The organism is Bradyrhizobium sp. BR 1432 (genome assembly GCF_051547705.1).
GTDB classification, from domain to species: Bacteria; Pseudomonadota; Alphaproteobacteria; order Rhizobiales; family Xanthobacteraceae; genus Bradyrhizobium; species Bradyrhizobium zhanjiangense.
The window spans coordinates 981793-1007643 of sequence record NZ_JBPUGF010000003.1; the positions used below are offsets into that span (position 1 = coordinate 981793).

A 25851-nucleotide genomic window follows, 5' to 3' on the forward strand; every position below is an offset into this window, starting at 1 on the left:
GATCAACCGGCATGCAGGGCACAAGCAAAGTGCGAGCTTCAGATGTGTCCGCCCTCTAAGGAAGTCGAACGTCTGATATGATGAAGTGCGGGCGATCGGCGTCTATGTGTCAAGCCAATACAGTTAAGATCCTATCCAAAACCAGCTGAGGCAACAATGCGGCAGATCGCGAGAAATGCGTTGCATGAAACAGGAATCCTCCGACCTAGAGTTGCGGGATGACCCCGCCTTCACAGACGCACGCCCGCGCTGTTATGAACAGAGCCGATCTCGCTTTGTGGGCCTGGAAGTGCGGGTGCGACAATCCGACGTAATTTATGCGAAGAACGCGGGTTGCCGCAAAGCGGCGTCTGTGGCTCTCGCCGATTCAACTAGCGGCCGTCGGTCCTGACCGCCTCGGGCGCCGCGTGCCACGCAGCGTCGAGGCCACTATCAAAGACTGAGAACGGCTTTCATCGTCTGGTCACAGGCGGGCATTGATTCGGAGCACCGAACATCAGCCAATAATTCGCGCAAGCTCCTCTCGGCTCGCTTTTGGCCAGCAGGGGTTGGCATCTCAAACGTAAAGGGTGACAAATCGAATCCGCTTTGCATCCGAGGCAGCATCGATCTTAGGAGCCGAAACGGCATATACGTTATCGAGGCTGCGCTGATAGATGCCGCAATACTACTTTCGATGGTCTTGAGAACTTCGGGCTCCATTCTATGAAAGCGAAGTCCTTTCTTGCGCTGTTCGGGCGACAATTCTTTCCATATCCGCCAGAATACCAACTCATCTAGTGTTTCGATACCCATGCCGTAGTAGTTCGGAGCCACTATAGGGGGTGAACCGAACGCCCAATGTACGGCTTTGGCACCCGCCGCCAGCAGCATACTCGTGACAGCCTGACTTGTGTCGCCGCGAATGAGGGCCTCATCGACTATTATTATCGTGCTATTCGCAAGTCTATCGCCCGAGGCGCGGTACTTTTGAGCAATACGTGACCTTCGCTCGCTGAATGTACCAATGAGAGTTCGCTGAAGAGATTGCGTTGCGACGACTTCCTCACGTTGGGCGAACACGCCGTGGTCGGCGAGAGATGCAAACAGACCGTCGGCGTACGGACCCCCAGTTCGCGGCATGGAGGAAACGATAGTGGGTGCGGAGCCTGGTTCTGCTTGCAGCCGCGTCGCAACAAGGCCACCAAGGGCAAACCCGATGTTGTAACGCGTCTTGAAAAGTGATTGGCCTTCGATCGATGTGTTCGGATGTCCTAAGTAGAGAGTTTCGTAGGCGCAAAGTTTGGCCCTGTATCGGCGATTGCTCACGGAACGTTCAACCAAACGCCCTGTTTTCCCGTCTACATACTTGATGTGGCCTGGCAAGATTTGCTGATTCCTACCGTCTAGGCCGGCAAAGGCACAATTTTCCGAGGCAAAGAGCACAAAACCATCATCTGTTTGCATTCCTTCCAAGGGTCGCAAACCACATCGATTACGGTACGCAATTAGATTCCCTTCTCCGTCTAGAACAAGGGCGCTAATACCGCCATCAAACCGATTATCAATGTCGCGAAAGACTTTTTCGTAGTTGACGGGAAGACCGGGCCGCCAAAACTCCTTCTCACAAGAGCATTCAATCCACTTGAGCAAGAGCTCAGCATCTGTGTTGCCGCTTAACCTGTGGCCCTGGGCCAACAATTCTGCCCTGAGTTCATGGCCGTTGGCCAATGCTCCATCCATAGAGATTGACAAATGGCGGCTGGTGCCCGCATTTTTGTGAATTGGCTGAAGGTCGCCGCTGATGCCGCGACTTCGGCTATGAATATGCGCGATGGCAACATGTGGTCTAAAATTCAAATCGTCTTCGGGTTCCTCAATGAACACCGAATCGCCCGATGACTGAAGGGCGCTCGCGCATCGAACACCGTCTTTGTGCATAAACGTTGCGACACCGATTCCTCCCTGCCCACGAAGGGCAAGTTTCGGGACCATGTGCTTGAGCTGATGATAAACCGTCATCCGTGAATTGCTTGAAGAGCATAGAAACGCAGCAGCAATACCGGACATGTTTTCAGCCCCTCTTGAGGAACCGATGTTCTTGGGTCCATCACAGGCGAATGTATTTGATCGCCAGCACGTGAAGACGTGGCTCCGTCTCTTGTTAAGCAAGCGCCATACCAGCCATGAGATGACTCGGGTCGCCCCGCCAGAACGACGAGATTAAAGAAAATTTGGCCGTTTTGATCGCAACGATGATTTCGCATGGTTCAATCCTGACACGTTGTCTGAAGCGCGACGCGTTAGTACGAAAAGCTAAGTTCTGGCTGTCGGTCTCGTGCTCCTATGGTCCCGCGGAAAATGTTCGTGATCCAGTTCGCGTGCGACGCGGCCCCTCACACAGCGAGCATGACCGTTGCTGCTCCCATAAGAGTTTCTGATCTGTTGACCGGGTCCTGATCGAGCAGCCGCTTCAAGCCTGCCGGCATTTCAGAGAGGGCCAGGATCGGGATTAGGTGTCCTGGCGGGTGGCAAGCAGTTTTGAACACCGTCGCCTATACCTTCAATTCTGACCGGGAGGCTCCGCGCCAAACTTGCCTATCTCGGTAGGAGCAGAACAAATGATATTGCTGTCCATCGGCGAAGTGTCGTAGCTTTTCGCACCGAAGATCCGGTTTGCATCGCTATCTGTTTTGCCCGGGGCTGGTTTTTTACAGCGATAATCACGACTGCGTCTTCGTCCAGCATCTTGACTGAGGCATCCGCACGTGCACTTGACGGTGCTGTCATTCGGACATGACGGCAAGCGCCTTAACCCCGCAAGGCGGATCTACACGCCTGGCGTGAACGATTTGCTGGCCAACTCCGGCTTCGCGGGGTCGCGGCGGTGCAGAACACTGACGTATGATCTACTGACGTCTGCCAATTTGGCTCGCAAGCGACGTTCAAGGAAGCAGTGCCAGCCTTCTCACTCGAACTCGGCGTTTCCTCGACGCATGGCGGCTATGACACCCTGGGAGCCTTCATGGAGCCGTCAAAATCGGTCCGTGCGGAGGCCTTTGCAACTGGATAGCCGCTTCACAGCTCAACCCCGTGGTCCTCGAGAATCTGACGCGTCAGGGGGCCCTTGATCTCGCGGGCGATCTCATCGCGTATTTGGGCTCCGAGTTGCCGCTCGGCATCGCTGTTGCCGATCAGGTCATGATCGACGAGCCGCTGCTGGAGGCGGTTGTCGAATTGCTCGGCCATCGCGTCCACGAGTCGATCCTGCATCTGCTCATGAGCCTGGGGAGCGATCCGGCGCAACACCGTCTCCCAGGGGTGCCATCGCGTTGCCAGATAATCAGCGAATCCCCTCGTCTCGCCGTCGCGCACCCGCCTCTCGGCCGTGCTGAGGTCATACTCCGTGACCCAGGAGACGCCGAAGAAGCGCATGTCCGGGGCGATGTGCCGCAGCTCCAACCGCTCGCGCAGCTTGACCTGATAGGCGAGATAGACCTCGATCTCATCCACAAAGCGCAAAGAGCTGACCTTCTCGCGGGCGATCTGCTCGAGCGCGTCCAAGCGGAACAAAACGCGGCCCTGTTCGACGAGATCACCGAGCCGATTGTCATAGGCGCCGTCCTCGACGTCAGCGTTCAGACGTGCGGTCTGCATGGCGTTCCAGGTTAAAGTGATGCGATCCTCGCAGCGCTCGCTCGCCCCAAAGGCCAACTGAAAGTACTGCTGGCGCAATTGCGGCCTGCTCGCCGCCTGCCGCAGATCCTCGACCACCGCCTGCCGGAACTGGGGATTGCCATAATTCACGGTGTTTCGCAGCCTGTCGAGGAAGCGCGCGTATTCCGGGGCACCCTCCTCATTGGTGAAATTCTGCCAGTCGGCCAATGACTCGGGTACCTCGTCGAGCCAGTCCGCTACCACTTCAGGCAGCGGCCGCGCGTGAGTTTCCGCCATTCCCTCGTCCATCGAAAAGAAGACCTGAGGACCGACATAGCCTGGAGTATTCAGGGCCGTAGCAAGATTCATCCGCACCCTCTCGGGCAGCGGATTAATCTCCAGATAAGCAATACATCCGGAACCCAGCTGGGTTAGCAGGGACTCCGGCAGGCTGGCCAGCCGGTTGTCGGATGCTTCGAGTACCTGGAGCTCTGCCGGGAGGCTCTCGGGCAAGCTGGTCAGCCTGTTGCCGTGGGCGTTAAGTCTCTGAAGTTCAGGCGGGAGCGTTTCAGGCAGATCAGTCAGCCGATTTTCGCGGACGGAGAGCAACCGCAGCTCGGTGGGGAGGCTCTCAGGCAGGCTAATCAGCCGGTTGCCGTCGGCTTCGAGCCCTTCGAGTTCGGGCGGGAGGGTGTCAGGCAGACTAGTCAGTTGGTTGCGGCTGACGGCAAGTATCTGAAGGCGAGCCGGAAGAGTCTCAGGCAGGCTTGTCAGCCGGTTACCGCTAACATGGAGCTCCTGGAGGTCGGCGGGCAGGGTTTCTGGTAGGCTGGTCAGGTGATTGGCGCCGACCGCGAGGGTCTGAAGGCCCTCCGGAAGTGTTGCGGGCAGGCCGGTCAGCTGGTTGCCGCCAACGTAAAGTATCTGAAGTCGCGCCGGAAGAGTGTCGGGCAGGCTGGTCAGTCGGTTGCCGCGAACATCCAAATCCCGCAGCCCGGCCGGCAAGGTATCTGGTAGGCTGGTCAGGTGATTGAAGCCGACGGCGAGGGTCTGGAGGCGCTCCGGGAGTGTTGCGGGCAGGCTGGTCAGCTGGTTGCGGCCGATGGTGAGATATTGAAGTGCTGGCGGCAGGGTGTCGGGCAGGCTGGTCAGGCGATTGTTGTCTACGTCGAGCGTCCGGAGTTCGGCCGGGAGCGTGTCGGGCAGGTACGTCAACGCGTTGCCGCTGACGTCGAGGGCCCCGAGATCTGGCGGAAGGGCGGGGGGCAAGGTCGTCAGGCGCAGGTCTGATAGCTTCAGCCGCGCATAGAACTCGCCGGCCCAAGCTTTAATTCGTCTTACCGCCTCGTGCCGGTCCTCACCCTCTGTTTGCTCCTCCTCGCCAGCCCAACTGTTCAGGAGCTGGTCAAGCTGCGATTGCCGGAGGACGGGATGTTCAACGTTCGTCGGATTGCCGGCAGGGGAAGCCTGCCGATCACTCAAAACTTCGCCCCACCGCGCGGGGGCCGGCGTGAGCCAGTGCCCTTCTTCTGAAGTATTGCTATCGCCCCCTCGAGGCTCTCGATCGAGGCTCAATGCCCCGGGATTATCCTCCCAAGACAGGCCAGGAGTCGTTGGCCACTCATCATCTGCTTGCTCCCACGAACACTCCTCCTGATCGAGACTATGCGTCGGCAAGTGGACAGCTGAATCCATGCCGTGCCGATAGCCCGTGACATTGAAAGTGCCATCTGGCAACAGTCCACGGCGATTCGCCGCCGCAAAAACCCCATGCTGCTGATTGCGGCCCTGTTCAGAACTCGGCGGGCGGACTTGAGGGCAGCTGCGAGGCGCGCTCCTCGACGAGGTTTAAGCGCTCCGCATCTATGTTCGACACTGCACAAGGGTCGTCGGGGCGGCGTGGACTGCGGGCCGGGAGCTCGCGCAGGTGCAAGTCGTTCAGCTGCTGCTCAAACCCCATTTGGTTCGCTTGGCGGCGCACCTCATCGCGGTCTGTCCGGACGAAATCCGGCGCCTCAAATGGGTGGTCATGGTTCAACCGATCCATCCCATTCTCCTCTGGTCAGATCCGAACAGCTAGGCCGGATCCAGATCGAAAGATTCTGGCTAAGAGACGTAGCTTTCGAGAAGCTGACGAGAAATCAGATTGGGTTTCCGCTGGTCTTTTACCCCGCGGAGACAACCAGTATGTGTGTGGAACTAACCAGGAGACCCGGATCAGTTGCGTCCCAGACGAGAATAACCCATCCACCAGGAAGTCTTGAGGCAAACTCCAGATCGGATCGTGCAATCCTCGATTGTTGAGGATGTCTTTTGCTTGATTCTGATCGCCCGTGGCGGTTGACCATTTCTTCCATGATGAGTGGATTGCCGACTACAAACCGGATGATCTTGGGCGTCTTGGATCCGGATTCGCGACGTAGAATGTCGCCCAGGTCGAATTGCCCGAAGAGCATAAGGTCCGTTCGGACGAGGCCACGTTGCACAACGCGTTGCAAATCCTGGAAGGAATTTGTCGCCCTGGTCTCCTTGAAAAATTCGACAATGTCCGGCTGCCCGACCGCGGCCTTGAAAGCCGGCCACAACAGCGTCGAATGGCTTTGAGCTCGTGAGGCTGCATGGTTAGACCTCGACTTTAGCGATTGTCATTTTGTCCTCTGTAACAACTCTCCTTGGTCCGAGTGCGTCCGATGGCGTCGTAACGCGCCGGGATCATGTAGTCGCGGGCTGCGCTTCCAGGAAGGTCCGGACGTGGCTGACGAACATCTCCTAGTGCTGAAACAGGGCGCCGTGACCTGAATCGAGATAAAGGACGAACTGAGCGTCGCTGAGCTCCTTGAACATCGCGTAGGCATTATTCGCAGGCAGCATGGTGTCTTGACTGCCGCTGACCACAAGAGCGGGCTGACTGATGGCGCGCAGAATGGCGTGTCCGGGATCAGGTGTGGCACACCAGCTAATCAACGCCTTGGCCTGCGGATCGGTGAGGCTGCAGAATTTGTGAAAGCTGCGACGTGTGATGCCCTGACGCCTGATCACACTGTAAAACGTTTCTTCTCTCGCTCCCATGTCCTTCCACGGTCTGCTATCGGCTAATCGCGAATTGCGGTTAGGACAGCAAAAAGCAGCCGATGTGAAGCGGTTGCCATAGGGAATGCTGGAACTGAGCACTCGAGCTTGGCACATGCAAGTGTAACGACAAGCAAGGAGGAGGATTCAACATCAGGCCGCCAAGCGAACTTCCGCCTAAACCTAAGCCAAGTTTGAGCTCTACACGCGAGACTTACTCGAACGAACGCAGCATCAGCCCGCAACCCCGGCGCGGGCATGATTGCTAGTGTCACCGCCTGCTGAACGCCGGCGCCAACAGACCGCGAGAGCGCATTCCTGTTGGGGCAGAGAGGAGACACAACGAAACGAATTCATTTGATGCCGACTTTCGTGAAAAAGCCGGACGGATTTCAGACATAGGCGAGTTTGCTTTCGGACAGAAGCGCGCCCGAGGGTAAGGTGATTTTCTAGTTCGAGCTTTCGCCCTCTGGAGCACTAGCTCAATTTGGGCCGATCCGAGTTGCGCCCAAGCGGGACCTGCTAGTGACGCGATAGCTGGCGGGCTTGAAATCCAGAGTGCCGGCCGGAAGTTCTTCCTACGCCCACGTGTCGCTGACGGCCGCTTCGAAAGCTGCAAGCTCTTCGGCATCCCGCAAGGACCATGGTCGAGCGAACGGGGCCTTCAAACAACCGAAGAAGGTCTTGATTGAGCGCGCGCTGGTTGGTGATTTAGGGGCGGCGTCGGCGGATTCGATCAAAGCGTGGGAGCCGTCCCGTTCTGGCGGGATCAACAACGCCGCCTTGCCGCCAAGCCGAGCTTTTGAACTATGTCGATGTTTTCAGATGTGATGACGCCCGAACGGGCCGGAGGGGTTTCGGGGCGTACACGCGCGCTCAGGGCGATCAGTGTACGTTCGGTCCGACCGCTGCGATCGAGGTTGGTAATGCAATGCAACTACCCCGATCAACCCGAGTGGGGCTGTGCGCTAGTCAGCTTTACGTCAGTTGCAGCGGATATGTCGGATATGTTCGGCACTAGAATGCACAATGTACAAAAATGGCTCGCACGTCAGGATTGTGGCGCTTGACGGCTTGTCGACGCAGCGAAGGGGCTCCGCTCTGGGGTGTCGAAACAAAGCCGTTGAGCCTCCCGCGGGGCCCTCTGTGCCAGCGTGGTAACCGGCGCATTCTTGCTCGCATGGGAGATTGATCTTGACGAGAGCTGACTGGAGAGCGAACGCAGCCGGCGGATCAGACACGCACTGGTCCAGCGCTGAATCAGATCGCGGCGCTGGAAACGATGACTCGACGTTCGGTTCTGTCCTGCAGGGCTTGCGCTCTGACAATCCAGAGTTCGCGGCGGGCTCCGCGCAAAGACCACCTTCGGCCAGCGATGCCCGACGCCGCACGTCAGCCGGTCCTTGCGTGAATACGCATGTCGATGAGCCCGGTTTGCGGTATTTGGCGCATCGCGGCGCGCCAAATTGGGAAGAGAGTTCGTCGCGTTCCGATGTCGAGAGCCGCCGTCCCGATCAGTCCAGGAGTTCACGACAAGGTGCCTCTTCCTCGCACAGGCAACCTGTATCCGACCTGGATCCCGAGCCAAAAAGGCGGCGCGTGGATGTTGTCGCCCCGCAGGGCACGCGGAATGCGATCTCAGAACACCGAATCCAACGCCGCGCTGGACGCGATTTATTTCGCTCGCGGCATTGTTGAATTCTCACGTGCAGTGGTGGAGCACGACAAGCGGCTACAGCAGGCGGGCGAGAGGGGCCATGCGGCCTTCATGCAAAAGGCTGCCGCCCAGTTCAGAAGCCAATTTGTCACCCACTTCGAGGACGATATCCGCCGCGGGAGATCCTGGGGCTACGCCACGGCATGCAACGCTGTAAGTCGCCAGGCCGGCGGTCAGGAAGGCGTCGAAGCTTGCAAGGCGGTGGCAGCTCGCGTGTCGCAGCTCCCTAGTGCGTCAATGCGCGAACTTAAGCCCGATGCTCTTGCGCTGTTCGCGACATCATTCGGTCGGCATCAGCAGTCGAGCACATGCCGCAATGGAACCATCAGAATCGCTGAATTTTGTCGCGATGACGCCAAGGTACTTCGCTCGGCGAATAGTCAAAATCTGTCGCTGCTGGTGAACGGTTTCAGCAAGTGGACGCAGGAGGCGGAAACTCGTGAGGGCACGGAAGCTGTTGCCCGCGTGGTCCGTGGTGCCGGCCGTAGCTGCGAGCTCTCTGATTTTAATCAGAAACACTTGGCCATGCTTGTGAACGGGTTCAGCAAATGGCCGGACGCGCCCGACTGTCGCGACGGCACGTTTGCGATCGCGTCTGAGGTTCTTCGCCGCGCCGCGCGCCGTGAGTTCGGGCTGTCCGATTTTGCCCCGCAGACGCTGGCGAATCTGGTGAACGGCTTCAGCAAGTGGCCGGAAGAGGCGGACTCGCGCGAGGCCACCTTGGCGATCGCGAATGATGTCCTTCGCCGCGACCGCCATGCTCGGCTCTCGGAATTCAATCACCAGAATCTGGCTAACCTGGTGAACGGCTTCAGCAAGTGGCGGGACGCGCCGGAGTGTCGCGATGCCACGTTTGCGATCGCGCGCGAGGTCCTTCGCCGCGCCGAGCTCTTCCATTTTAACCCGCAGGAACTGGCGAATCTGGTGAACGGTTTCACCAAGTGGTCGGACGGGCGGAACTCGCGCGACGCGACGTTTGCGATCGCGGGTGAGGTCCTTCGCCGCGGCGCCCGGCATTTTGAGAACCAGCACTTGGCGATGCTTGTGAACGGCTTCAGCAAATGGCCGGACGCGCGGGATTGTCGTGACGCTACGCTTGCGATCGCGGGTGAGGTCCTTCGCCGCGACCGCTATGCCCGGCTCTCTGAGCTCACTCACCAGCAAGTGGCCAACCTGGTGAACGGCTTTAGCAAGTGGCCGGACGAGGCGGAACTCGCGCGACGCCACTTTTGCGATCGCGGGTGAGGTCCTTCGCCGCGACCGTCATGTCCGACTCTCTGAATTCACCCACCAGGAACTGGCTAACCTGGTGAACGGGCTCAGCAAGTGGGTGGATGCGCCGGACTGTCGCGAGGCCACGTTGGCGATCGCGCGTGAGGTCCTTCGCCGCGGCGCCCGGCTCTCTCATTTTACTCCACAGGAGCTGGGGAACCTGGTGAACGGCTTCAGCAAGTGGCCGGACGCGCCAGACTGTCGCGAGGCCACGTTGGCGATCGCGCATGAGGTCCGCGGCGCCCGGCTCTCTCATTTTACTCCGCAGGAGCTTGGCAACCTGGTGAACGGCTTCAGCAAGTGGCCGGACGCGCCGGACTGTCGCGAGGCCACGTTGGCGATCGCGCATGAAGTCCGCGGCGCCCGGCTCTCTCATTTTACTCCGCAGGAGCTGGCGAACCTCGTGAACGGCTTCAGCAAGTGGCCGGACGCGCTGGACTGTCGCGAGGCCACGTTGGCGATCGCGCATGAGGTTCTTCGCCGCACCGCGCGCGGTGAGTTCGGACTCTCTGGTTTCAATCGTCAGGACTTTGCGAACCTCGTGAACGGTTTCAGCAAATGGCCGGATGCGCCGGACTGTCGAGAGGCCACGTTTGCGATCGCGGGTGAGGTCCTTCGCCGCGGCGCCCGGCATTTTAGCCACCAGCACCTGGCGAATCTGGTGAACGGCTTCAGCAAATTGCCGGATGCGCCGGACTGTCGCGAGGCCACGTTTGCGATCGCGCGTGAGGTCCTTCGCCGCGGCGCCCGGCTCTCTCATTTTACTCCACAGGCACTGGCAAACCTGGTAAACGGGCTCAGCAAGTGGCCGGACGCTCCGGACTGTCGCGACGCCACGTGTGCGATTGCGCATGAGGTCCTTCGCCGCGCCGAACTCTCCGATTTTACCCCGCAGGCATTGGCAAACCTGGTGAACGGCTTCAGCAAATGGCCGGATGCGCCGGACTGTCGCGACGCCACGTTTGCGATCGCGGGCGAGGTCCTTCGCCGCGGCGTCCGGCTCTCCCATCTTACTGAGCAGGGCTTGGCGCACCTGGTAAACGGCTTCAGCAAATGGCCGGAGGGTGAGGATTGTCGCAAAGCCACGATAGCAATCGCCGAGGAAGCCCGTCAGCATCAGCTCTCTAGTTTCCTTCCGCAGGCAGTGGCGAACCTGGTGAACGGATTCAGCAAGTGGCCTGAGGAGGCGATCTGCTGGCAGTCCACCATGGATATCGCGCGCGAATTGGGGGCTGGAGCACAACGATTCGGTGTGTTCACCACGCCTGAGCTGAGTATGCTCGCCAACGCTCTGTCGCGAACGATCATGAGGGCAGAGGAGAGTGGGGAGATTACGGATGCCGCTCTGCCGAAGGATCGGTTGCACAAGCTCGCCCACTATCTGCACTATGATAATGATCGCCTGTTGAAGGCTGACGTTCTGAGCATCACGACCATTTTCAAGGCGCTGGGTAAGGCTGGGCTATTCGATGATCTCGGTTTGCTCGCGCCGACAGGCTTGAATCGGCTCTCTGAACTACGTCCCGCCCCTGGTTTTTCCGCCGAGAACAACCTCGAAACCATGGGCAATCTGTCTGCTGCTCTGCTGCCGCTCGCGCGCAGCCCACAGAAGCCGCTGCGCTGGCACCGCAGGCAGGCCCTCAATGTGCTCAACGATCTTCAGCCGTTGCTCGAGCAAAAGATCAAGGCGCATCTGAACGCGAGCGATGCCGAGCGGAGCCGTGGGCCGCTTGCGAGCCGCCGCCCCGCTCTATCGATCTATCAGACGCTCAAGGCTCGTGCGGCGCTGGAGAGATTGTTCAGGCCCCCCTATGTCGAGGGCAACCGGGCAAATTTACGGACCAGGCAGAAAGAGCTACAGCTTGGCACGAGAGAGGTCCTAACTGGCGCTCGCGACCTGATTCAAGGCGATCTGTCCAGCATGAGCTGGAATCTGATTGCGCAGATCGAGGCGGACAGTCCAGTGGATGCGCTGGACCTATTCATGGAGCAGGATGCGGCGGCGATCCAGGCGCAACATCCTGCGTCGGTGTTCGACGTGCATCACGTATTGCGAGCCATGGACCACGCCCCGAGGTCTCCGCAGGGTGAGGCGGGACTGATGCAGTTGCCGGTCGTGGACATAAATGGGCGGCCGTTGGCCACGGAGCCGGAGACGCGGTATTCGATTTTCCATCGCATGACCTCGGGGGTCCTGCCCGTCGTCGCGGTACAACTGCCCGCAGCCCCGAGCGCCTTCATGCTGGCGCGTACGGTAAATGTGAACGGTGTCCCATACCGGATGGACCTGTTCGGCGGCAGCAAGTTAAAGCCGCCGCGAATGACCGTGTCTCAGATTGCGGCCCGTGCTCCAGGCGAGCAAGCAAAGGTTTCCGGGGGAAAGCTGCTGGCAATTCCCTATGCCGAAACCGCACCGGGCACTGCATTCGAGCAGCTGTCGCGCGCTTGGGCCCCTTTCAAAGAGGCCTACTATTACACTCAGCGCAGGGGTTTTGCGGCGCCTCCGGCGATCAAAGGTCTATCACCCCACGACTGCGCGCTGGAAGGCGCCTTCAAGCTGGCGCTGCTGCCGGACCGTCCTGCCAACGAGGAGCATCCCTTCCGGCTGAGGGGGCCGGACGGACCTATTGCATTGCGACCGCATGACGGCTGCGGCTTCATCCGGGCCTCGCTGGCTAAGCTTATGCCAGCTGTTCGCCGGGCGGGCGAGGAGGAAGGTCCTGACCGGCTGCTTGCCTTTGGTGAGGGAAGGAGAGCATCCTTACCAGCGTCGGCCTTGCAACATTATCCGCGCAGCGAGCAAGTAGCGGATGAGGCCCGGCAGAAGGCGATGAGCTGGCTTGAGAGTCGGGTAAAGCAAGAGCTGACGTCGGAGGAGCTGTTTCGCACCGTAACAGCGGCAAACATCAATGGTCCGGGCGCCGTCGCTATCCCATCTGCTGATGGCTGTCTGCATGTGCCGAGGCTCAAGAGCGAAACATTGAGCGCTGGTGGCGTGCTGATCGGGCGATCGCCTTACGACAAGCCCAACCTGCGCCCGTTCGCTCCCGACCGGGTCAGGTCGGCCGCTGATGGGGACCCGACTGCGGCGTTTCTCGATCAGTGCGTGACCATACAATACAGCTTCAATGTCGCCCAGAAGTCGGGGGAGGAGTTGGCAGCCGACGATCCGACTTTCTTTGCCAAAGGGCTTCTGATCGTGGTGCCCGACGAAATGTGGCCGGCCGACTTCGCCGACCGTGGGCTGGTGATGTCCGCCGAGGACGTCAAGTGCCATTCGAGCTGGACCAAGAGCAAGGACCGCGCAACGGGAGACACGCCGGTCGACTGCGTCGGCATCCTTCAGGCAACCGAGGTGTTTGCCCCAGGCTCGATAGTTGCCGTGCCGCCTAATGAACAGGAGAAGCTGGACGGTGACTTCGACGGAGATACTCTCATCATTATCGGCGACCGGCCGCAGCTTTACGAGCACGTTAGGCAATTCGACCAAGAGGAGCAAGCTCGTGGAAGTCGCTCCCTCAAGCCGCCAAAATCGCATACCCCGGCGATTGAGAAGGATCGCTACAATTTCGGTCGCGCCAGCCAGATTCTCGCCGCCACGCGGAACGTTCTAGAAACCTATACCGGCCTGCAGCGAGGCTTTCTGGCTCAATCACATGAAGCCCGGCAGTGGTTTGCCGAACGTGCCATATTCGGCACGTACGAAGGCATTGACCGAGAGCTCAAGCGAGATATCCGCGGCCTGTTGGAGCAGGAACAGGTTAGTGCTCACGACGTCCGGGACAAGCTCGAGAAGGCGCGGCACGACATCGAGCTGGCACACCATCCGGTCGCGCTCGAGACGGCCGAGTTGCTCCTCACCGAACTCGAGGCGTGGGCGGCAAGTCTGGACGAGCAAGTGCCGCCCGAACTACTCCTGCCCGAAACAGCCGCCACTGCGAGTGAGAGACAGCTCGCAATGAGCCAAGCGCTTTGCGAGCTGTTTCCGCAGCTAGCCGAGACCTATCCGGCAACGGCTCACCCACGGGACCGCGTCCAGCTCCTGGTCGATCGTTACCCTGCGCGCATCGACCCGCGACCGGATGGTTACATTCCGCACGAGGTCGTGCAAAGTGCAAAAAATCTGCTGAGCATCGGCATCAAGGTCGGAACTGACGCCTATAAATCCGACACTGGCGCTTACTCCTTTTTGATCAAGAGCAAGCAGCTCCAGCGCCTGCTGCAACAGACGCCGGGGTTGAAGTCGGTTCCTTACACCAAGAGCTTAGCGGCTACCCTCAACCAAGGTCGGTTCGATGTCGATGCGAGCTTGGAGGATCTTAAGGACAATCCGACACTAGCGGCTTCGGTCATGCAAGCCTCGATCAAGCTTGCTGCCGAGCTGGGCATCCTGCGCGAACCCTCGGCTCCAACGCTTGCTGCTGAGGATGTCGCCACGACAATCACATTGACTCGCGAGGAGGCGGCACAGCGCGCCCGGATGGAGGTTTCCCGCGCTCAAGCCGAAGAGAAGGACATCACCCGGACGGCAATCTCGGTTGCCGAAGCCCTTAGGGCATCCGGCATCGAGGTGAAGATGCCCCATTTGGCTAAGCGTCTGAGATCGGAAAACTCGCTGACAGACGAGCTCACCGGAATGCAGGCTAGCTCTGAGGCCGGCGCCCAGCTGTTCAACAACGCTGTACGCCACGTCTTCGAATTCTCTGATAGGGATTTTACACGTGCCTTCAAGAAGGCCATTCTCAGCGTTCGACGAGAGCGGCTATAGCGAGGTCAGCACGACCAACTGGTTCAGGACGCGATCCCGGACCTTCGCTGGCATCAAGACTGTGCTCGCCACGCAGGGCGGTTACCGTTTTGAGCTGGAGTTTCACACGGCAGACAGCTACAAGGCCAAGCTCGACAATCATGGGACGTACAAGGAGCTGCAGAAGCTCAAACGGCTGCAGCAAGGGAGCGAAGAGCCCCTGGATAAGTCTATAGTCGAGCAACTCCTGGAGCGCGTGCGACGGGCGTGCAACAAGGTTGACATTCCCGAGGGGGCCATAGAGATCCCCCATTGGGAAGCCGAAGCCGGCAGTAGAGTTGGCGCTAGCCCTGCTCGTGTGTTGAACGTGGCCCGGCCGACACGTGCGCCGCGGTCCGCAAGCGCAACAGAGATTGTTGGCGCCCTCGGCAACCGACCGATCGTGCTCGTTGGCATGATGGGGGCCGGGAAATCCGGTGTGGGACCTGCACTTGCAAAGCAGCTGGGGCTGACGTTCGTCGACTCCGATAAAGAGATCGAGGCGAAGGCTGGCAAGTCTATAACCAGGATTTTCGCAGAGGACGGCGAGGCGCACTTCAGGAATCTCGAGGTGAAGGAGATCAGCCGGTTGCTCGATCGGGGGCCGCTGGTGCTCGCAACCGGTGGTGGAGCGTTCATGACCGAAGAAATCCGGCATCGTATCGGCGAGAAAGCGGTCTCGATCTGGCTCAATACCAACGAGGACGTGATCAGGCGCAACCTCCGACACGACACCAACCGTCCAAAAATACAAACCGCAGACCGGGACGAGATGATTACAAACCTGATGAAGCAGCGCAATCCGGTGTATGAGCTTGCCGATCTCATGATTGCCCCACAGGACCGGCGGGAACTCAAGAGCGCGGATGCTTGTGTGAACGAGCTGCACGACTATCTCTGCGCCGGTGACCGGCCAAGCGCTGGGCAATCTGGCTCGGTTCAGGAGGAGCCCGCTGCCTCAAGCGCCCTGAGGGCGCGAGCTTCGGTTGCGCCCAAGTAGCAGATGCCATGACTCGCGTCACTATCGACTGCTACGGCTCGCTGGTCAGATATCCATCGCAGTGTTGGATATGTGCTCGATTTGCGGTCCACACCGCACGATTCGTGATGTTAAACATTTCAATCGGGGCTTTGTACCCGAGAGCCTCAGCCGATGCCGGCTTGTTGCACGGTACCTCCTCGACGACCTCTGGCCGGGCGGACTAAGCGATTAAGCCGCCGCGACCGGAGCTATGTAGACCCCACCGTTGACCATCAAAGCCAAAACGGTGCGAGCCATCTTGTTGGCAAAAGCGACCGCGACAAGCATGGGCGGCCTACGAGCGAGCATGCGCTCCAGCCATGTCCCTTGCGATGCACCGCGTCGGCGAGCCAGCTTCACCACCGCACTCGCCCCCATGATGAGGAGACGCCGTAGCGTTCGCTCACCCATTTTCGATATTTGGCCGAGCTTCTGTTTTCCACCAGTGGAACGTTGTAGCGGCGTTAACCCCAACCCCGCAGCGAAATCCCGGCCACGTTTGAAGTTCTCAGGCTCAGGCGCTAGCGCCATCAGAGCTGTCGTCGTGATTGGGCCGATGACAGGAACGGGTCTTGGCCGTGTAAAAACGGGGCCTTGAACTTGCTCCCATCGATGGCGACGCTCGCCGTCGTGAGAAGACCCATCCCGCGGCAGAGCTCGACAAAACGCGCACAGACCTTACGAAGCCCGACGCTGTTGTCCTTGCGGAAGGATAAGCCGTCGGGCAACTTCCTCTTCTCGGGCTCGTTGCGCGATCTCAATATCGAGCTCCTTGATTTGCGCTTCGAGCACCCGCGGCATCTTGACCAGGATATCGAGCGCTGGGTGCGCCGCCGTTGGCACGCTGCTCCCGGAAGCTTGCGCGTGCTCAACCAGTCCGGCGACATTGGACGACCCCTTTGTGACCTCGCAATGGGCGCTGGCGCAGGCTTCCATCGCTACCAGGCACGCAGGCTGCTGGGCAAAGAAAGCTAGCACTTTGTCACGACGCAGCTGCTTGCGGAAAACAACATCGCCGCCGGCGTCCGCGCCATGTGCCTGAAATACATGTTTCGCCAGGTCTAGCCCAATCGTGCTAACTTCTTTCACGGACGCCTCCTCTTTTGTGACGGTTCAAGACCCTTCACTTTGGCATATCGATGCCGTCAAGGGGCGTCCACCCCATCACAGCAACCGCAACAGAAACAGAAGGGGTTCAAGCCGCGATTCCAGGTTGACCACGCGGCTCGTCCAATGCCAGAGAACCCACACCGGCCAGAACGCCTCGCGGGGCGAGATCAAATCGGAAAGGTGGGCGACATCGTTTCGGAATCCCCGGGCGACTTCGTCGGAATCCGCACCAGTTTGAAGGGAATGCCGCACGACACGATTGAGCGATCTATTGAGCTGTTCAATTCTTCCCAACGGACGTCTGCTTCCAACCGCCAATCCTTCTTACTCGGTTTGCGAAGTCTGAAACAAATAGTTCACGCGGCCTCAGTCCCCTCCGTCGTTGCGGCGATCACCTCATCGGGCAAATAGCCTAGGATGTAGTGCGCTGCCTTGCTGGCCTGGCTTGCGGCGCGAACGATCGCTCGATTGTCCTCACGCATAACTTCTAACCATGAGGCGATGTAGTCTGCGTGTCGTACTGTCGGAACGATGCCGAGCGAAGCACAGGAGAATGCGGCGGACAGCTCCGCTATCAACTCCTCAAAGGCGTACTTCCTGGTACCAAAAGAGCCACTGAGATCGCGGTTGAGCCGTGAAGAATGACCGCTTGCGTGGCCAAGCTCGTGGAGCGCGGTGCGATGCCAATTGATCGGCTCGAAGTAAGCTTGCGGCGGCGGCACCTGTACATAGTCTTCTGTCGGTACATAGAAGGCACGGTCACCTCCAATGCGGAAGTCAATGCCAGTCGCCTTGATCAGGGCTTCGACAGCTGGCTCGACCAATCCCTGCTGCCGAGGAGGCGCAGTAGCCGCGATTTCCGCAGGTAAGCCGTCGCACTGATCCCCATTGAACACTGTAAAGCGCTTCAGGAAGGGAATCGCCAGCGCTTCTTCACCGGCTTCTGCAGCTCGGCGCTTTTCATCGTTCGGTACAAAGCGGTCCGCATAGAGCACTGTCGTACCACGCTCGCCCTTGCGCACATGACCGCCGAGCGATAGCGCCTGGCGGAAGGTCAGCCAGCTCTGACCAGCGAAGCCACGCTCGATAACTGCACCCCAAAGGATCAGGACGTTGATGCCGCTGTAATGCCGTTTGGTCGCGGCGTTGTTTGGCATGGCAAGCGGCGCCTTTGCCGCCACCGTTCCCCAGGGCTGCACCCATGGCACACGGCCGGCCTCGAGCTCGGCAATGATCTTATCGGTAATTTCGTCATAAAGGCCTGGCCGGTTCTGGCCGGTGCCGATGCGAGGATGGCGTTTGGACATCGCGATTCTCCGAGGACGGGCGCCGGCGAGACTCTCTCGCGGCTATGAACCCGTCACCTCGGAGGGACTGCCCTTTCACTCTCGGAACCCCTGCTGAAGAAGTCGCAGATCTGATCGGCTGCGACGTCAGCCCCACAGCCGGCGCACGTGGTTGGTCTATCTGCAAGGCAGCTCAAGAATGACTTCGGCGTCCTATAAACGAAGGCGCTCGATGCGCGGCGGGCGCACCAAAGCTAACCGTAGGAGTCCGCATAACTCCGCCGCCTTGGCGACGCCGGACGTCCCAAGAGAAACGAACGCGCGCCTGCAGCAGTGACCGGATCCGGATCAAAGCAGTTGGCGCGTCATTGACTGCGAGGGATCAAAGTCGCCGACCGGGAGGCGACGGCGCGCGTGCTCGGTTGCCAAGACCTGCCGGCCGACCGGCCAAACTGGGCGGAGGGTTGCCTCGGTGCTTCGATGTGCCACTGTCCGATTGATATATCGAATGTCGGTTTGACAAGGGCCGTTCCGTGTGAACGACACTAGCCCAATGGACGAGATTGTCAGAAAGCAAAACAATCTTTCTGACCGGAGGGCGCGTTTGGGTAAGGGCTTAAGCCAAAACGCGTTGGTAGTCCTGGGGTCTCTGCCTGACCAATATTTCCTAACTTACGAGGTTGCCGGACACCTTCGCACAGCAAACCTGCTCGCCAGCAGCAGGAAACGCGTCACGAGAAAACACGCGTAGATGGTCGTCCCAATTGACAAGCCAATCCAAATACCAATCGCACCAAGTCCGATCTTCAAACCAAGCACGTAGCTAAGGGTAAAACCGAGCCAATTGGCTACGCACGCGAAAAGGAGCGGGATGCGGGTGTCCTTCAGTCCACGCAAGCTGCCCGCCGCAATGTGCTGAGCGGCATCACTGACAAAGAAGCTCGCGCCGACCAAAAGGAGATTGGCCGCCAAGTCTGTCGTCGCGCCGGCACCCTCAGTCGTATCGTCGACAAACAGGCCGGCGATTTCAAAGCGCACGGCGACAACCGCGATAGTTAGTATCGCAGCAGCCATAATGCCAAGCAGTATAGCAATCATCCCTGCTCTTTTGACCCCCGGACCGTCCCGGCGGCCTACCGCGTGACCGACGCGCACCGCCGCCGCCGTGCTGATGCCTATTGGAACCACGAATAGGATCAAGGCGACCTGAAGGGCGATCTGATGGGCAGTAAGCGCTCTGATGCTGACGAGGCCCGCCAGGAGCCCCGCGGCCGAAGAAAGCCCGTATTCCAGCAAAACAATGAGTGAGATCGGAATTCCCATCGCGATCAATCGTCTCATGAACGGCCAATCGAATTGCCACACATGTGCAAGCACTTGATAGTCACGGAAGGGAGGGCGCATTGTGGCGAACCACAACACGGCCAAGAACATCGTAAGGTTCACGAGGCTGCTCGCAAGGCCGGCCCCGAAAAGCCCAAGCGGCAGCAGGCCGAGCTTCCCATTAATAAGCAAATAAGCCATGAGCGCATTGAGAGGGATCGATCCAATCGTAATCCAGAGTACTGGCTGCGGCCGGTGGACCGCAGCCATGAAGTTGCGAAAAACGTGAAAACCTAGTGCCGGCGCCACACCAAAGGCTAGTCCGAACAGGTATTGCTGCGCGAGGCGCGCCACCTCAGGGGCTTGACCGAAAGCGAGCAGTGTTCGTTCTCCCTGGAGCGCAAAGGCAATGATCGGGAGCGATATCAACAGCGCCGCCCAGAGCCCCATGCGCACCGTGCGTCTAACCGCGGCAAGGTTTTTCGCTCCGAACGCCTGCGCTGCCAGCGGCGCGATCGAGGCCAGCAAACCAACGCCGAGGATGAAGCCAACGATGTAGATCACGACACCCAGTGCTGTCGCAGCAAGCGCTTCGAGACCGAGCCCTCCTATCAAGGCAAGATCCGTCGTCATCATCACGACTTGTCCAAGCTGCGTCAGCACCATTGGCCATGCGAGCTTTGCAAGTTCGGCAAGTTCGATAACGAGCTGATGATAATCGCGCGGCGTCGTCCGCTTCTGCTCGAAGACCAGAACTGCTTTTTCTACTCGTTTGCCCATACAACACCGCTGTCCGGTTTTACTTCGCCGACCCCATCATCTCTGCTTTATGGAGAGGAGTATCCGCTTGCCTCGATCCCGGACGGCTGCCGAACCACGCAACGTCAGATCTTGCTCAGTCCAGTTTATGAACAGCTCGCGTGAGCGCGACTGATGCGCTCGGTGCTTGTCCGCAGCTCTCGACTGACGAGAGCAACTAAGTCAACTGCACCAGCGCTCCATCTCTCTTTGTAAGTATGCGGTTGATGGCCCGCACAGAGAGACCGGGATCCCTGGATCCTCATGGAGCGAACTCGGTTGCGACGTGCTCAATCTTGCTGGCAAAATCCCGCAGGAGCGTCGGGCCAGGTGGTGCTGACGTTGAGGATCCCGAAGTTGCGGTCCACGCATACAGCTATCTGATATCGTCGTCACAACTCGGAATCCTCGAGCGGCTGTCCTCAATAAGTCCTGCTATTCAAAGCTCATGCCAACCAAGAGCCTTGAATCGCAAGGCGATCTGCTGCACCGGACGTGTTCTGGGCCTGACAGCAGGTCGCAAATGTGACAGTCAGCATCCGCAACGCTTGTTCTCGACCTAGAAAATCGTTTGGGGCAATCGTTCATGCGCACCTCGAATGCTCGCGGCATCGATCGCTCGGATTCTTAGGTTTTCAAAGATCGCTGCTCGATGCTCGAAGAGATTGAAGCGCTGGCCTTCATGCGTCGGATCTTGGACTAGCTCAGTACACGAAGACTGATGAGATTGGGATGGATCCTCATCGCTCATTTGCTTCGGGTGATCCCCCCGCAATCGCGTCGCGTTTTTCGCGAGGAAGATCCGTGTCACACTCTGTGCTAGCGCGATACTACGGGTCCGGACGCTCTATCTAGCACCTTGCAAGGCAATATCGATCCGTTGAGAATAGAAGATCGACAGCTTCGGTCGTTCGATTCTCCGCGATAAGCGGCCGGGACTTACGCCAGGCCTTCAGCCCCTTGCGGAAATCCACCACTCAGTCTCATTCCGCCCTCAAGCCACGAAGGAGATCATGCAGGATTGCGGGTCCCTACCTTCTGCGGCTCCGTGCGCGCATCCAGCAAAGAGCGAAATGTAATCTGCCGCCTTGCTCGGTTGACACGTGGAGCTGCATGTAGCCAAGAGAATGATGCCCGAGAAGAGGCGCGGCGCTCGGCAACCCACACGGGAGCGCCGCATTCCCCGCCGCGCACCCAGGGGCCGACTGCATCTTTAAGGCGAAAAATGGTCCCCGACGGGACGCGCGCGAAGGCGGACCTCGTCTGGCCTTTGTAGAGCATCATAAATTCTGAGACCTGAAGCATGAGAAAGGCTGCTTTGGCTCCTGTGCTCCGGTAAGAGTACCCTCTTTGGCCGCAAATTCGGCTCTGAATCGGGCATCTACTTCGAGAGTAAAACCGAAGCGGAGTTTTTAAGTGCCCGCGACCATTTCATTCCTTTAACATGCTGGCTGGATCGGGACGGCCGTTAAGCTCTCGAAGCTTTGACCAGCTAGTCGCGCGGGCGACCAGCATCTCTTCCAAAGAGTCAATATCCGCCACGCTTTCCCGCCCTCTTAGAGTCCCGGCTGGTATTACGGATTGGCGCCTCCAAACCGCGGGCGCAATGAGGTCCTGGGGCTTGGGCAGAGCAGCGAGGGCTTCGATCGCCCACAAAACGGGTCGATTCCCGGCCTGCGTCGTCCTTTTGCTGCAAACGAATCGCCCATATAGTCGCAAAATGGGCAGTTTTGCGATCAACACTGACATAGATAATGAAATTTGGAGAATTCGGCCGCATATAAACGTTCTTGGCGGCCTCTCACGGCTTCGTGGGCTTTTAAAAGGGGATGCGGCGTGACATTTCATATGAACCTGCGCGTGCAACAGGAGGGTGCATCATGAGCGAGCCTTCGCAAGCGCCGCAGTCGCGCACAGATACCGATGAACCGATCGTCTTGGTTGTCGACGACGACATTTCGATGCGCAAAGCTCTTACAAATCTATTTGGATCAGTGGGGCTTAGGGTCAAGGTTTTTGGCTCTGCGGCGGAGGTTTTGCAGGCGAACCCGCCCGAGGTACCGAGCTGCCTCGTGCTCGACATCCGCCTACCAGGATCGAGCGGCCTCGATCTGCAGTCCGATCTTGCTGAGGCCAACATCCACACGCCGATCATCTTTATCACAGGTTACGGCGATATTCCCATGACGGTCCAGGCTATGAAGAGCGGTGCGGTCGACTTCCTGACCAAGCCCGTACGCGAGCAGGATCTGCTCGACGCGGTGCGGGCCGCGATTGAACGAGACCGCAAGCGGCGCGAGCTCGAAAAAACAGTTTCTGAACTGCGATCCCGGCTCGAAAGTCTGACCCCGCGTGAGCGCAATGTTCTGGCTCTGGTCGCCTCCGGCCTGTTGAACAAGCAGGTGGCGGGCGAGCTCGGCCTGGCAGAGATTACCGTCAAGATCTATCGCGGGCAGGTCATGCGCAAAATGGGCGCAAAGTCCCTGGCCGACCTCATAAGAATGAGTGAAGCTCTCGGAATTTCTCGACCAAAGGGGAACATACAAACCTAAGTATACCTTTCAATCCTGCTTCGCGCCCCCACCTTCCAATGTCGGCCGCAACCGCTGCGAGCAGTTTCCCGGATTACGAGCGATCAGTTTGTCAAAGCCTTCGGTCATTTCGGTCATCGACGATGATCCATCCGTTCGCGCCGCAACGAGCAACCTTTTGGCATCGTACGGATACTTGGTCTATGCCTTTGCCTCCGCCGAGGAGTTCCTGCGCGCTGCTGCATTGGTCGAGACGTCCTGCGTGATTACCGACGTCCAAATGTCGATGATGAGCGGAATTGACCTGCTGATGCATATGCGAAGCCTCGGTCATCGCATGCCGTTCATCTTCGTCACGGCCTTCCCCGACGATGGGGTGCGCGCTCGAGCGATCAAGGCTGGCGGGATCTGCTTTCTTGCCAAACCCTTTGCCACGGCTGCGTTAATCAAGTGTTTGACCATTGCGCTGTCGGGATCAGGCGGCACACACGCGTAAGGGCCTTGGCTCGCTCCCCACGGCATTCAGTCCCAAAGGATGCTTTGCGAGATTCTCGCAGGTTGCGCAGTCATTTCGCCGTTCCTTTGAAGTGACAAGTAGCCTGATCGCTGACGGCGGCGTGCTCATGAAAATCCGCACCAAAGCTCCACATACCGCTCATGCTGATTGCCATTGTCGGGGCCTCAGCTTGAGCCAAAGACCTGGATGCAATCTCAGCCCAATTAGCCCGCGAGGCTTACACGCGGTCCCATGCACCGAGAAGCGAAACCTCCGGATCATGTAAGCAATCATCATTTGTAAGATTGGAATTGACAGTCCAGATGCGGGACAGATGTGGGGTCCTCCACCGAACGGCACATAGCATCGGGTGTCGTAGGCCGAGCGTTCATCGAACCTTTCCGGCAGAAACTCGCCAGGACGATTCCAATATTTTGCATTACGATGCAGGCGAGTATGCGCAAACCATGACTGCGCTACCCTGAGGAATGTTCATCTCGCCCACGATGTGATTCTTCCGTACGTGTCTGCCTTGCATCCACGCGGGAGGATAGAGTTCGCAAGCTTTCCATCAAGGCTGTCCGGAGCTTGGGAGCTGATTTCAAACTCCGAAAATCACACTCGGGGCCGGCTGCCGCCGCTTCTTCAAACAGGGCCTCCTCGACACGGCTTCCCGCAATAAGCATCAAGGTCCAGGCTATTGAGGTTGCGGATGCGTGGAAGGCATTTATCAGCGTACGAATGATCGTGTACGCGACCAGATCTTCCGGCATTTTGGGCTTCTCGGCGCAACGAGAGAGCTTGATATCCGCGATTTCAAACGCAACGTCCTGAAAAAATTTCTCGCTCTCTTGAATCGCGCTGTCAATTCTATTTCTCTAGGCCAAGAATGGGCATGTTCTACATTCGCTAGCCACTCCTCTATAAAATTTCCTCTCGCGATGAACTCGTCGGCATGGCGGGAGATATCGAAATTGTAAAGCAATTTGGCCATCAGGATCAGCATCCAGCGTTTGATCTCATGTGAGATCTCAACTGTGCTTTGATCTCCGACGAATGGCGCAATACGCTCTTGAAAGCCAGCTGCGCTCTTACTTAGCTCAGCTCGAATTGCATCGTACGGTTTCATAGGACCAGCGGAAATTGCTTTCAGTTTCAACAGTGGGAACGCCGATGGAGCATATGCATTCACAATGTTTCTGTAGTGGTGCTCGCTTATTTCGTAACAATCTGTGTCTTCAAAAAAGCGCTGAACCAATTCAGGAGAGTTGAAAACGAAGAACTGGCGACCGCCTGTTTCGTACCGGTAAAGATCGGTGTGGCTTACTCCCAACATAAAGGCAGCAAAGTCTACCTGATCCTGTATTTTGGGGAACTCCATTTTGTCGTAGAGGACGGTCAATTGCCACAACCCATTTATTCTAGAGCAACCGCGGTTGCCAGCTCCCATAAATGCAAGGCATTGCGGCGCTTCCTCGCCCTGCCGTCAAGGGGCAGGGCGAGGTCAGCGGTACCGCACTTTCGGCCCTGCATAGCCGGGCAGTCGTGCGCCCGATTTCGTCAGCGGCCCTTAGCTGTTTTTGCCGCAGCTTTTGCATCCTGGGGCATAGCCCCAAGACCGCCGCGGCTCGAAGAGCCTCGAACTTCTTTCGTCTTGGTCTGTTCTTGGCTTGGCATCGGCGCTTTCTCTCCGTAAGCCCAAGATCCTGTCGTGCTGCTCATGTTCAGCTCCTTCTGGCCTCGATTGGCCTACTGTGAGAAGGAGCAAGGGCCATGCCAGCGTCCGTCGCGAGCGCTCAGCGCCTGATCGCGCTTCGCAAAGGGTTCGAGAAGGTGCAATAGCACGCGAGTGTTTTGAATCTCACACACTTGTGCGCCCTGTCAGACGTCGAACAAAGATCGAGCGGCTGGCGCAGTCGGATCTTGCCCGCACAGACAAGAACCAGAACTAGATTCGCTCCCGCCTGAACCTTGCTCCGCCCCGCACTCAAGCTAAGAGCTCGGTCACGAGCTCAGGCCAGCGACGAGGGCTCCGGCGCGAAACGCAACCGCGTTTCGGAAGGTTTGGGGTCTCGATCGCCTGACCAGTCTGCCGCAGTCATTTCGATTGGCCAACATGGATAAATCTATGCAACGAGCAGAGAACACCTAGGAGTGCAAAAAGAGGTCAGCTGACGCACTATCGAGATTGACGACCGCATTGAGCGGGGCGGACGAACGGCGAAAATCGAGTCATCGTTGCTGATCGATGGGCTTCGCACCACATCTTTCGCCTTGCCTGCAATTCTCTTTGCCCGTCACTTGCGCCCGTTGTCATGACAGTCGGCATTTCTTCCCTGCGCACGGCCGGAGCACCCGATGACCCGACAGCATACAACCTAACGCTACGGCCGATTCAACCCTCATGCGGGCCATCCTGGTGTGAGATAGTTGCAGTAGCTGCATTATCGGATTGTTTGCTACCTTCAAACTCGCATCACCGACCTCCCAGGGTGATGCGGGGGCGGACTCGGCGTTTGATCCGATCCAGTCGTCGGTGCCGCCCCTCACTCCACTCTTTGTGACCCGTCTTAAGAAGGTGCGGTGAAACCGGGGGCGGCCGCATCTCGCTGCCTCCCGAAGGCCGATCTAATCGCAATGTGGGACACGAAACGCATGCGTATACGATTATCGGCATCACCGCAGAAGAACAGTAGATGAAGCGCGATAGATTTTTGAGTGAGTGCTGATGTCGTCTGATTCAGCTCCCCCGCTCGGCCGAGGCATGAGGCACGGGACGTGCCGATCAGCTTTTACCAGGATTTTG

The 25851-nt window shown here is 58.5% G+C and carries 12 protein-coding genes and 4 pseudogenes; 5 read left to right on the top strand and 11 right to left on the bottom strand.

What is annotated here, in order from left to right; all coding sequences use genetic code 11:
* Positions 1-432: 432 nt before the first annotated feature.
* The 5 genes and pseudogenes from ACSKB8_RS04665 to ACSKB8_RS04685 form a co-directional block, all read right to left on the bottom strand.
* Entirely contained in the window at positions 433-2049 is a 1617-nt protein-coding gene (locus ACSKB8_RS04665; protein ID WP_438102841.1) for a hypothetical protein, read from the bottom strand.
* Positions 2050-3057: 1008 nt separating this feature from the next.
* Complete coding sequence (locus ACSKB8_RS04670) at positions 3058-5118, bottom strand: NEL-type E3 ubiquitin ligase domain-containing protein (protein WP_438102843.1); 2061 nt, start codon at positions 5116-5118, stop codon at positions 3058-3060.
* 310 nt (positions 5119-5428) lie between these two features.
* Positions 5429-5683: a hypothetical protein gene (locus ACSKB8_RS04675; protein ID WP_438102845.1), complete on the bottom strand. Its 255-nt coding sequence runs from the start codon at positions 5681-5683 to the stop codon at positions 5429-5431.
* A gap of 295 nt (positions 5684-5978) precedes the next feature.
* A pseudogene (locus ACSKB8_RS04680) lies at positions 5979-6285 on the bottom strand (DUF302 domain-containing protein); the annotation flags it as partial.
* 120 nt (positions 6286-6405) lie between these two features.
* A pseudogene (locus ACSKB8_RS04685) lies at positions 6406-6627 on the bottom strand (alpha/beta fold hydrolase); the annotation flags it as partial.
* A gap of 1708 nt (positions 6628-8335) precedes the next feature.
* On the opposite strand from ACSKB8_RS04685, the gene ACSKB8_RS04690 reads away from it, so the two are divergent.
* The 3 genes from ACSKB8_RS04690 to ACSKB8_RS04700 all read left to right on the top strand — a co-directional run bounded on the left by ACSKB8_RS04690 (position 8336) and on the right by ACSKB8_RS04700 (position 15480).
* Positions 8336-9667, top strand: coding sequence for a hypothetical protein (locus tag ACSKB8_RS04690; protein ID WP_438102847.1), 1332 nt, complete (start codon positions 8336-8338; stop codon positions 9665-9667).
* Positions 9657-14462 (top strand): XopAD/skwp family type III secretion system effector, encoded by a 4806-nt coding sequence (gene xopAD, locus ACSKB8_RS04695; RefSeq protein WP_438110397.1) that lies wholly within the window; start codon positions 9657-9659, stop codon positions 14460-14462. The genes ACSKB8_RS04690 and xopAD overlap by 11 nt, the downstream gene beginning before the upstream one ends.
* Before the next feature lie 61 nt (positions 14463-14523).
* Complete coding sequence (locus tag ACSKB8_RS04700) at positions 14524-15480, top strand: shikimate kinase (protein ID WP_438102849.1); 957 nt, start codon at positions 14524-14526, stop codon at positions 15478-15480.
* A 210-nt stretch (positions 15481-15690) separates the two neighbouring features.
* Here the strand turns inward: ACSKB8_RS04700 and ACSKB8_RS04705 are convergent.
* The 4 genes and pseudogenes from ACSKB8_RS04705 to ACSKB8_RS04720 form a co-directional block, all read right to left on the bottom strand.
* Positions 15691-16071, bottom strand: a pseudogene (locus ACSKB8_RS04705) (transposase); the annotation flags it as partial.
* A gap of 342 nt (positions 16072-16413) precedes the next feature.
* A pseudogene (locus tag ACSKB8_RS04710) lies at positions 16414-16590 on the bottom strand (IS110 family transposase); the annotation flags it as partial.
* A gap of 377 nt (positions 16591-16967) precedes the next feature.
* Positions 16968-17918: an ArdC family protein gene (locus tag ACSKB8_RS04715; protein WP_438102851.1), complete on the bottom strand. Its 951-nt coding sequence runs from the start codon at positions 17916-17918 to the stop codon at positions 16968-16970.
* A gap of 651 nt (positions 17919-18569) precedes the next feature.
* Positions 18570-20000 (bottom strand): MATE family efflux transporter, encoded by a 1431-nt coding sequence (locus tag ACSKB8_RS04720; RefSeq protein WP_438102853.1) that lies wholly within the window; start codon positions 19998-20000, stop codon positions 18570-18572.
* A gap of 1898 nt (positions 20001-21898) precedes the next feature.
* Here ACSKB8_RS04720 and ACSKB8_RS04725 point away from each other — a divergent pair.
* Positions 21899-22570, top strand: coding sequence for a response regulator transcription factor (locus ACSKB8_RS04725; protein ID WP_438102855.1), 672 nt, complete (start codon positions 21899-21901; stop codon positions 22568-22570).
* A gap of 88 nt (positions 22571-22658) precedes the next feature.
* Positions 22659-23045, top strand: a complete 387-nt coding sequence (locus ACSKB8_RS04730) for a response regulator transcription factor (RefSeq protein WP_438102856.1) — start codon at positions 22659-22661, stop codon at positions 23043-23045.
* 159 nt (positions 23046-23204) lie between these two features.
* Here ACSKB8_RS04730 and ACSKB8_RS04735 read toward each other — a convergent pair whose 3' ends face one another.
* Both ACSKB8_RS04735 and ACSKB8_RS04740 read right to left on the bottom strand, forming a co-directional pair.
* A complete protein-coding gene (locus tag ACSKB8_RS04735; RefSeq protein WP_438110399.1) occupies positions 23205-23495 on the bottom strand; it encodes a cytochrome P450 in 291 nt (96 codons plus the stop codon).
* 280 nt (positions 23496-23775) lie between these two features.
* Entirely contained in the window at positions 23776-24447 is a 672-nt protein-coding gene (locus ACSKB8_RS04740; RefSeq protein WP_438102858.1) for a hypothetical protein, read from the bottom strand.
* Positions 24448-25851: the final 1404 nt, after the last annotated feature.

Coding starts and splice junctions, on each gene's coding strand:
- ACSKB8_RS04690 (WP_438102847.1), top strand. CDS start 8,336: ATGCGATCTCAGAACACCGAATCCAACGCCGCGCTGGACGCGATTTAT.
- ACSKB8_RS04665 (WP_438102841.1), bottom strand. CDS start 2,049: ATGTCCGGTATTGCTGCTGCGTTTCTATGCTCTTCAAGCAATTCACGG.
- ACSKB8_RS04715 (WP_438102851.1), bottom strand. CDS start 17,918: ATGTCCAAACGCCATCCTCGCATCGGCACCGGCCAGAACCGGCCAGGC.
- ACSKB8_RS04720 (WP_438102853.1), bottom strand. CDS start 20,000: ATGGGCAAACGAGTAGAAAAAGCAGTTCTGGTCTTCGAGCAGAAGCGG.
- ACSKB8_RS04675 (WP_438102845.1), bottom strand. CDS start 5,683: ATGGATCGGTTGAACCATGACCACCCATTTGAGGCGCCGGATTTCGTC.
- ACSKB8_RS04725 (WP_438102855.1), top strand. CDS start 21,899: ATGAGCGAGCCTTCGCAAGCGCCGCAGTCGCGCACAGATACCGATGAA.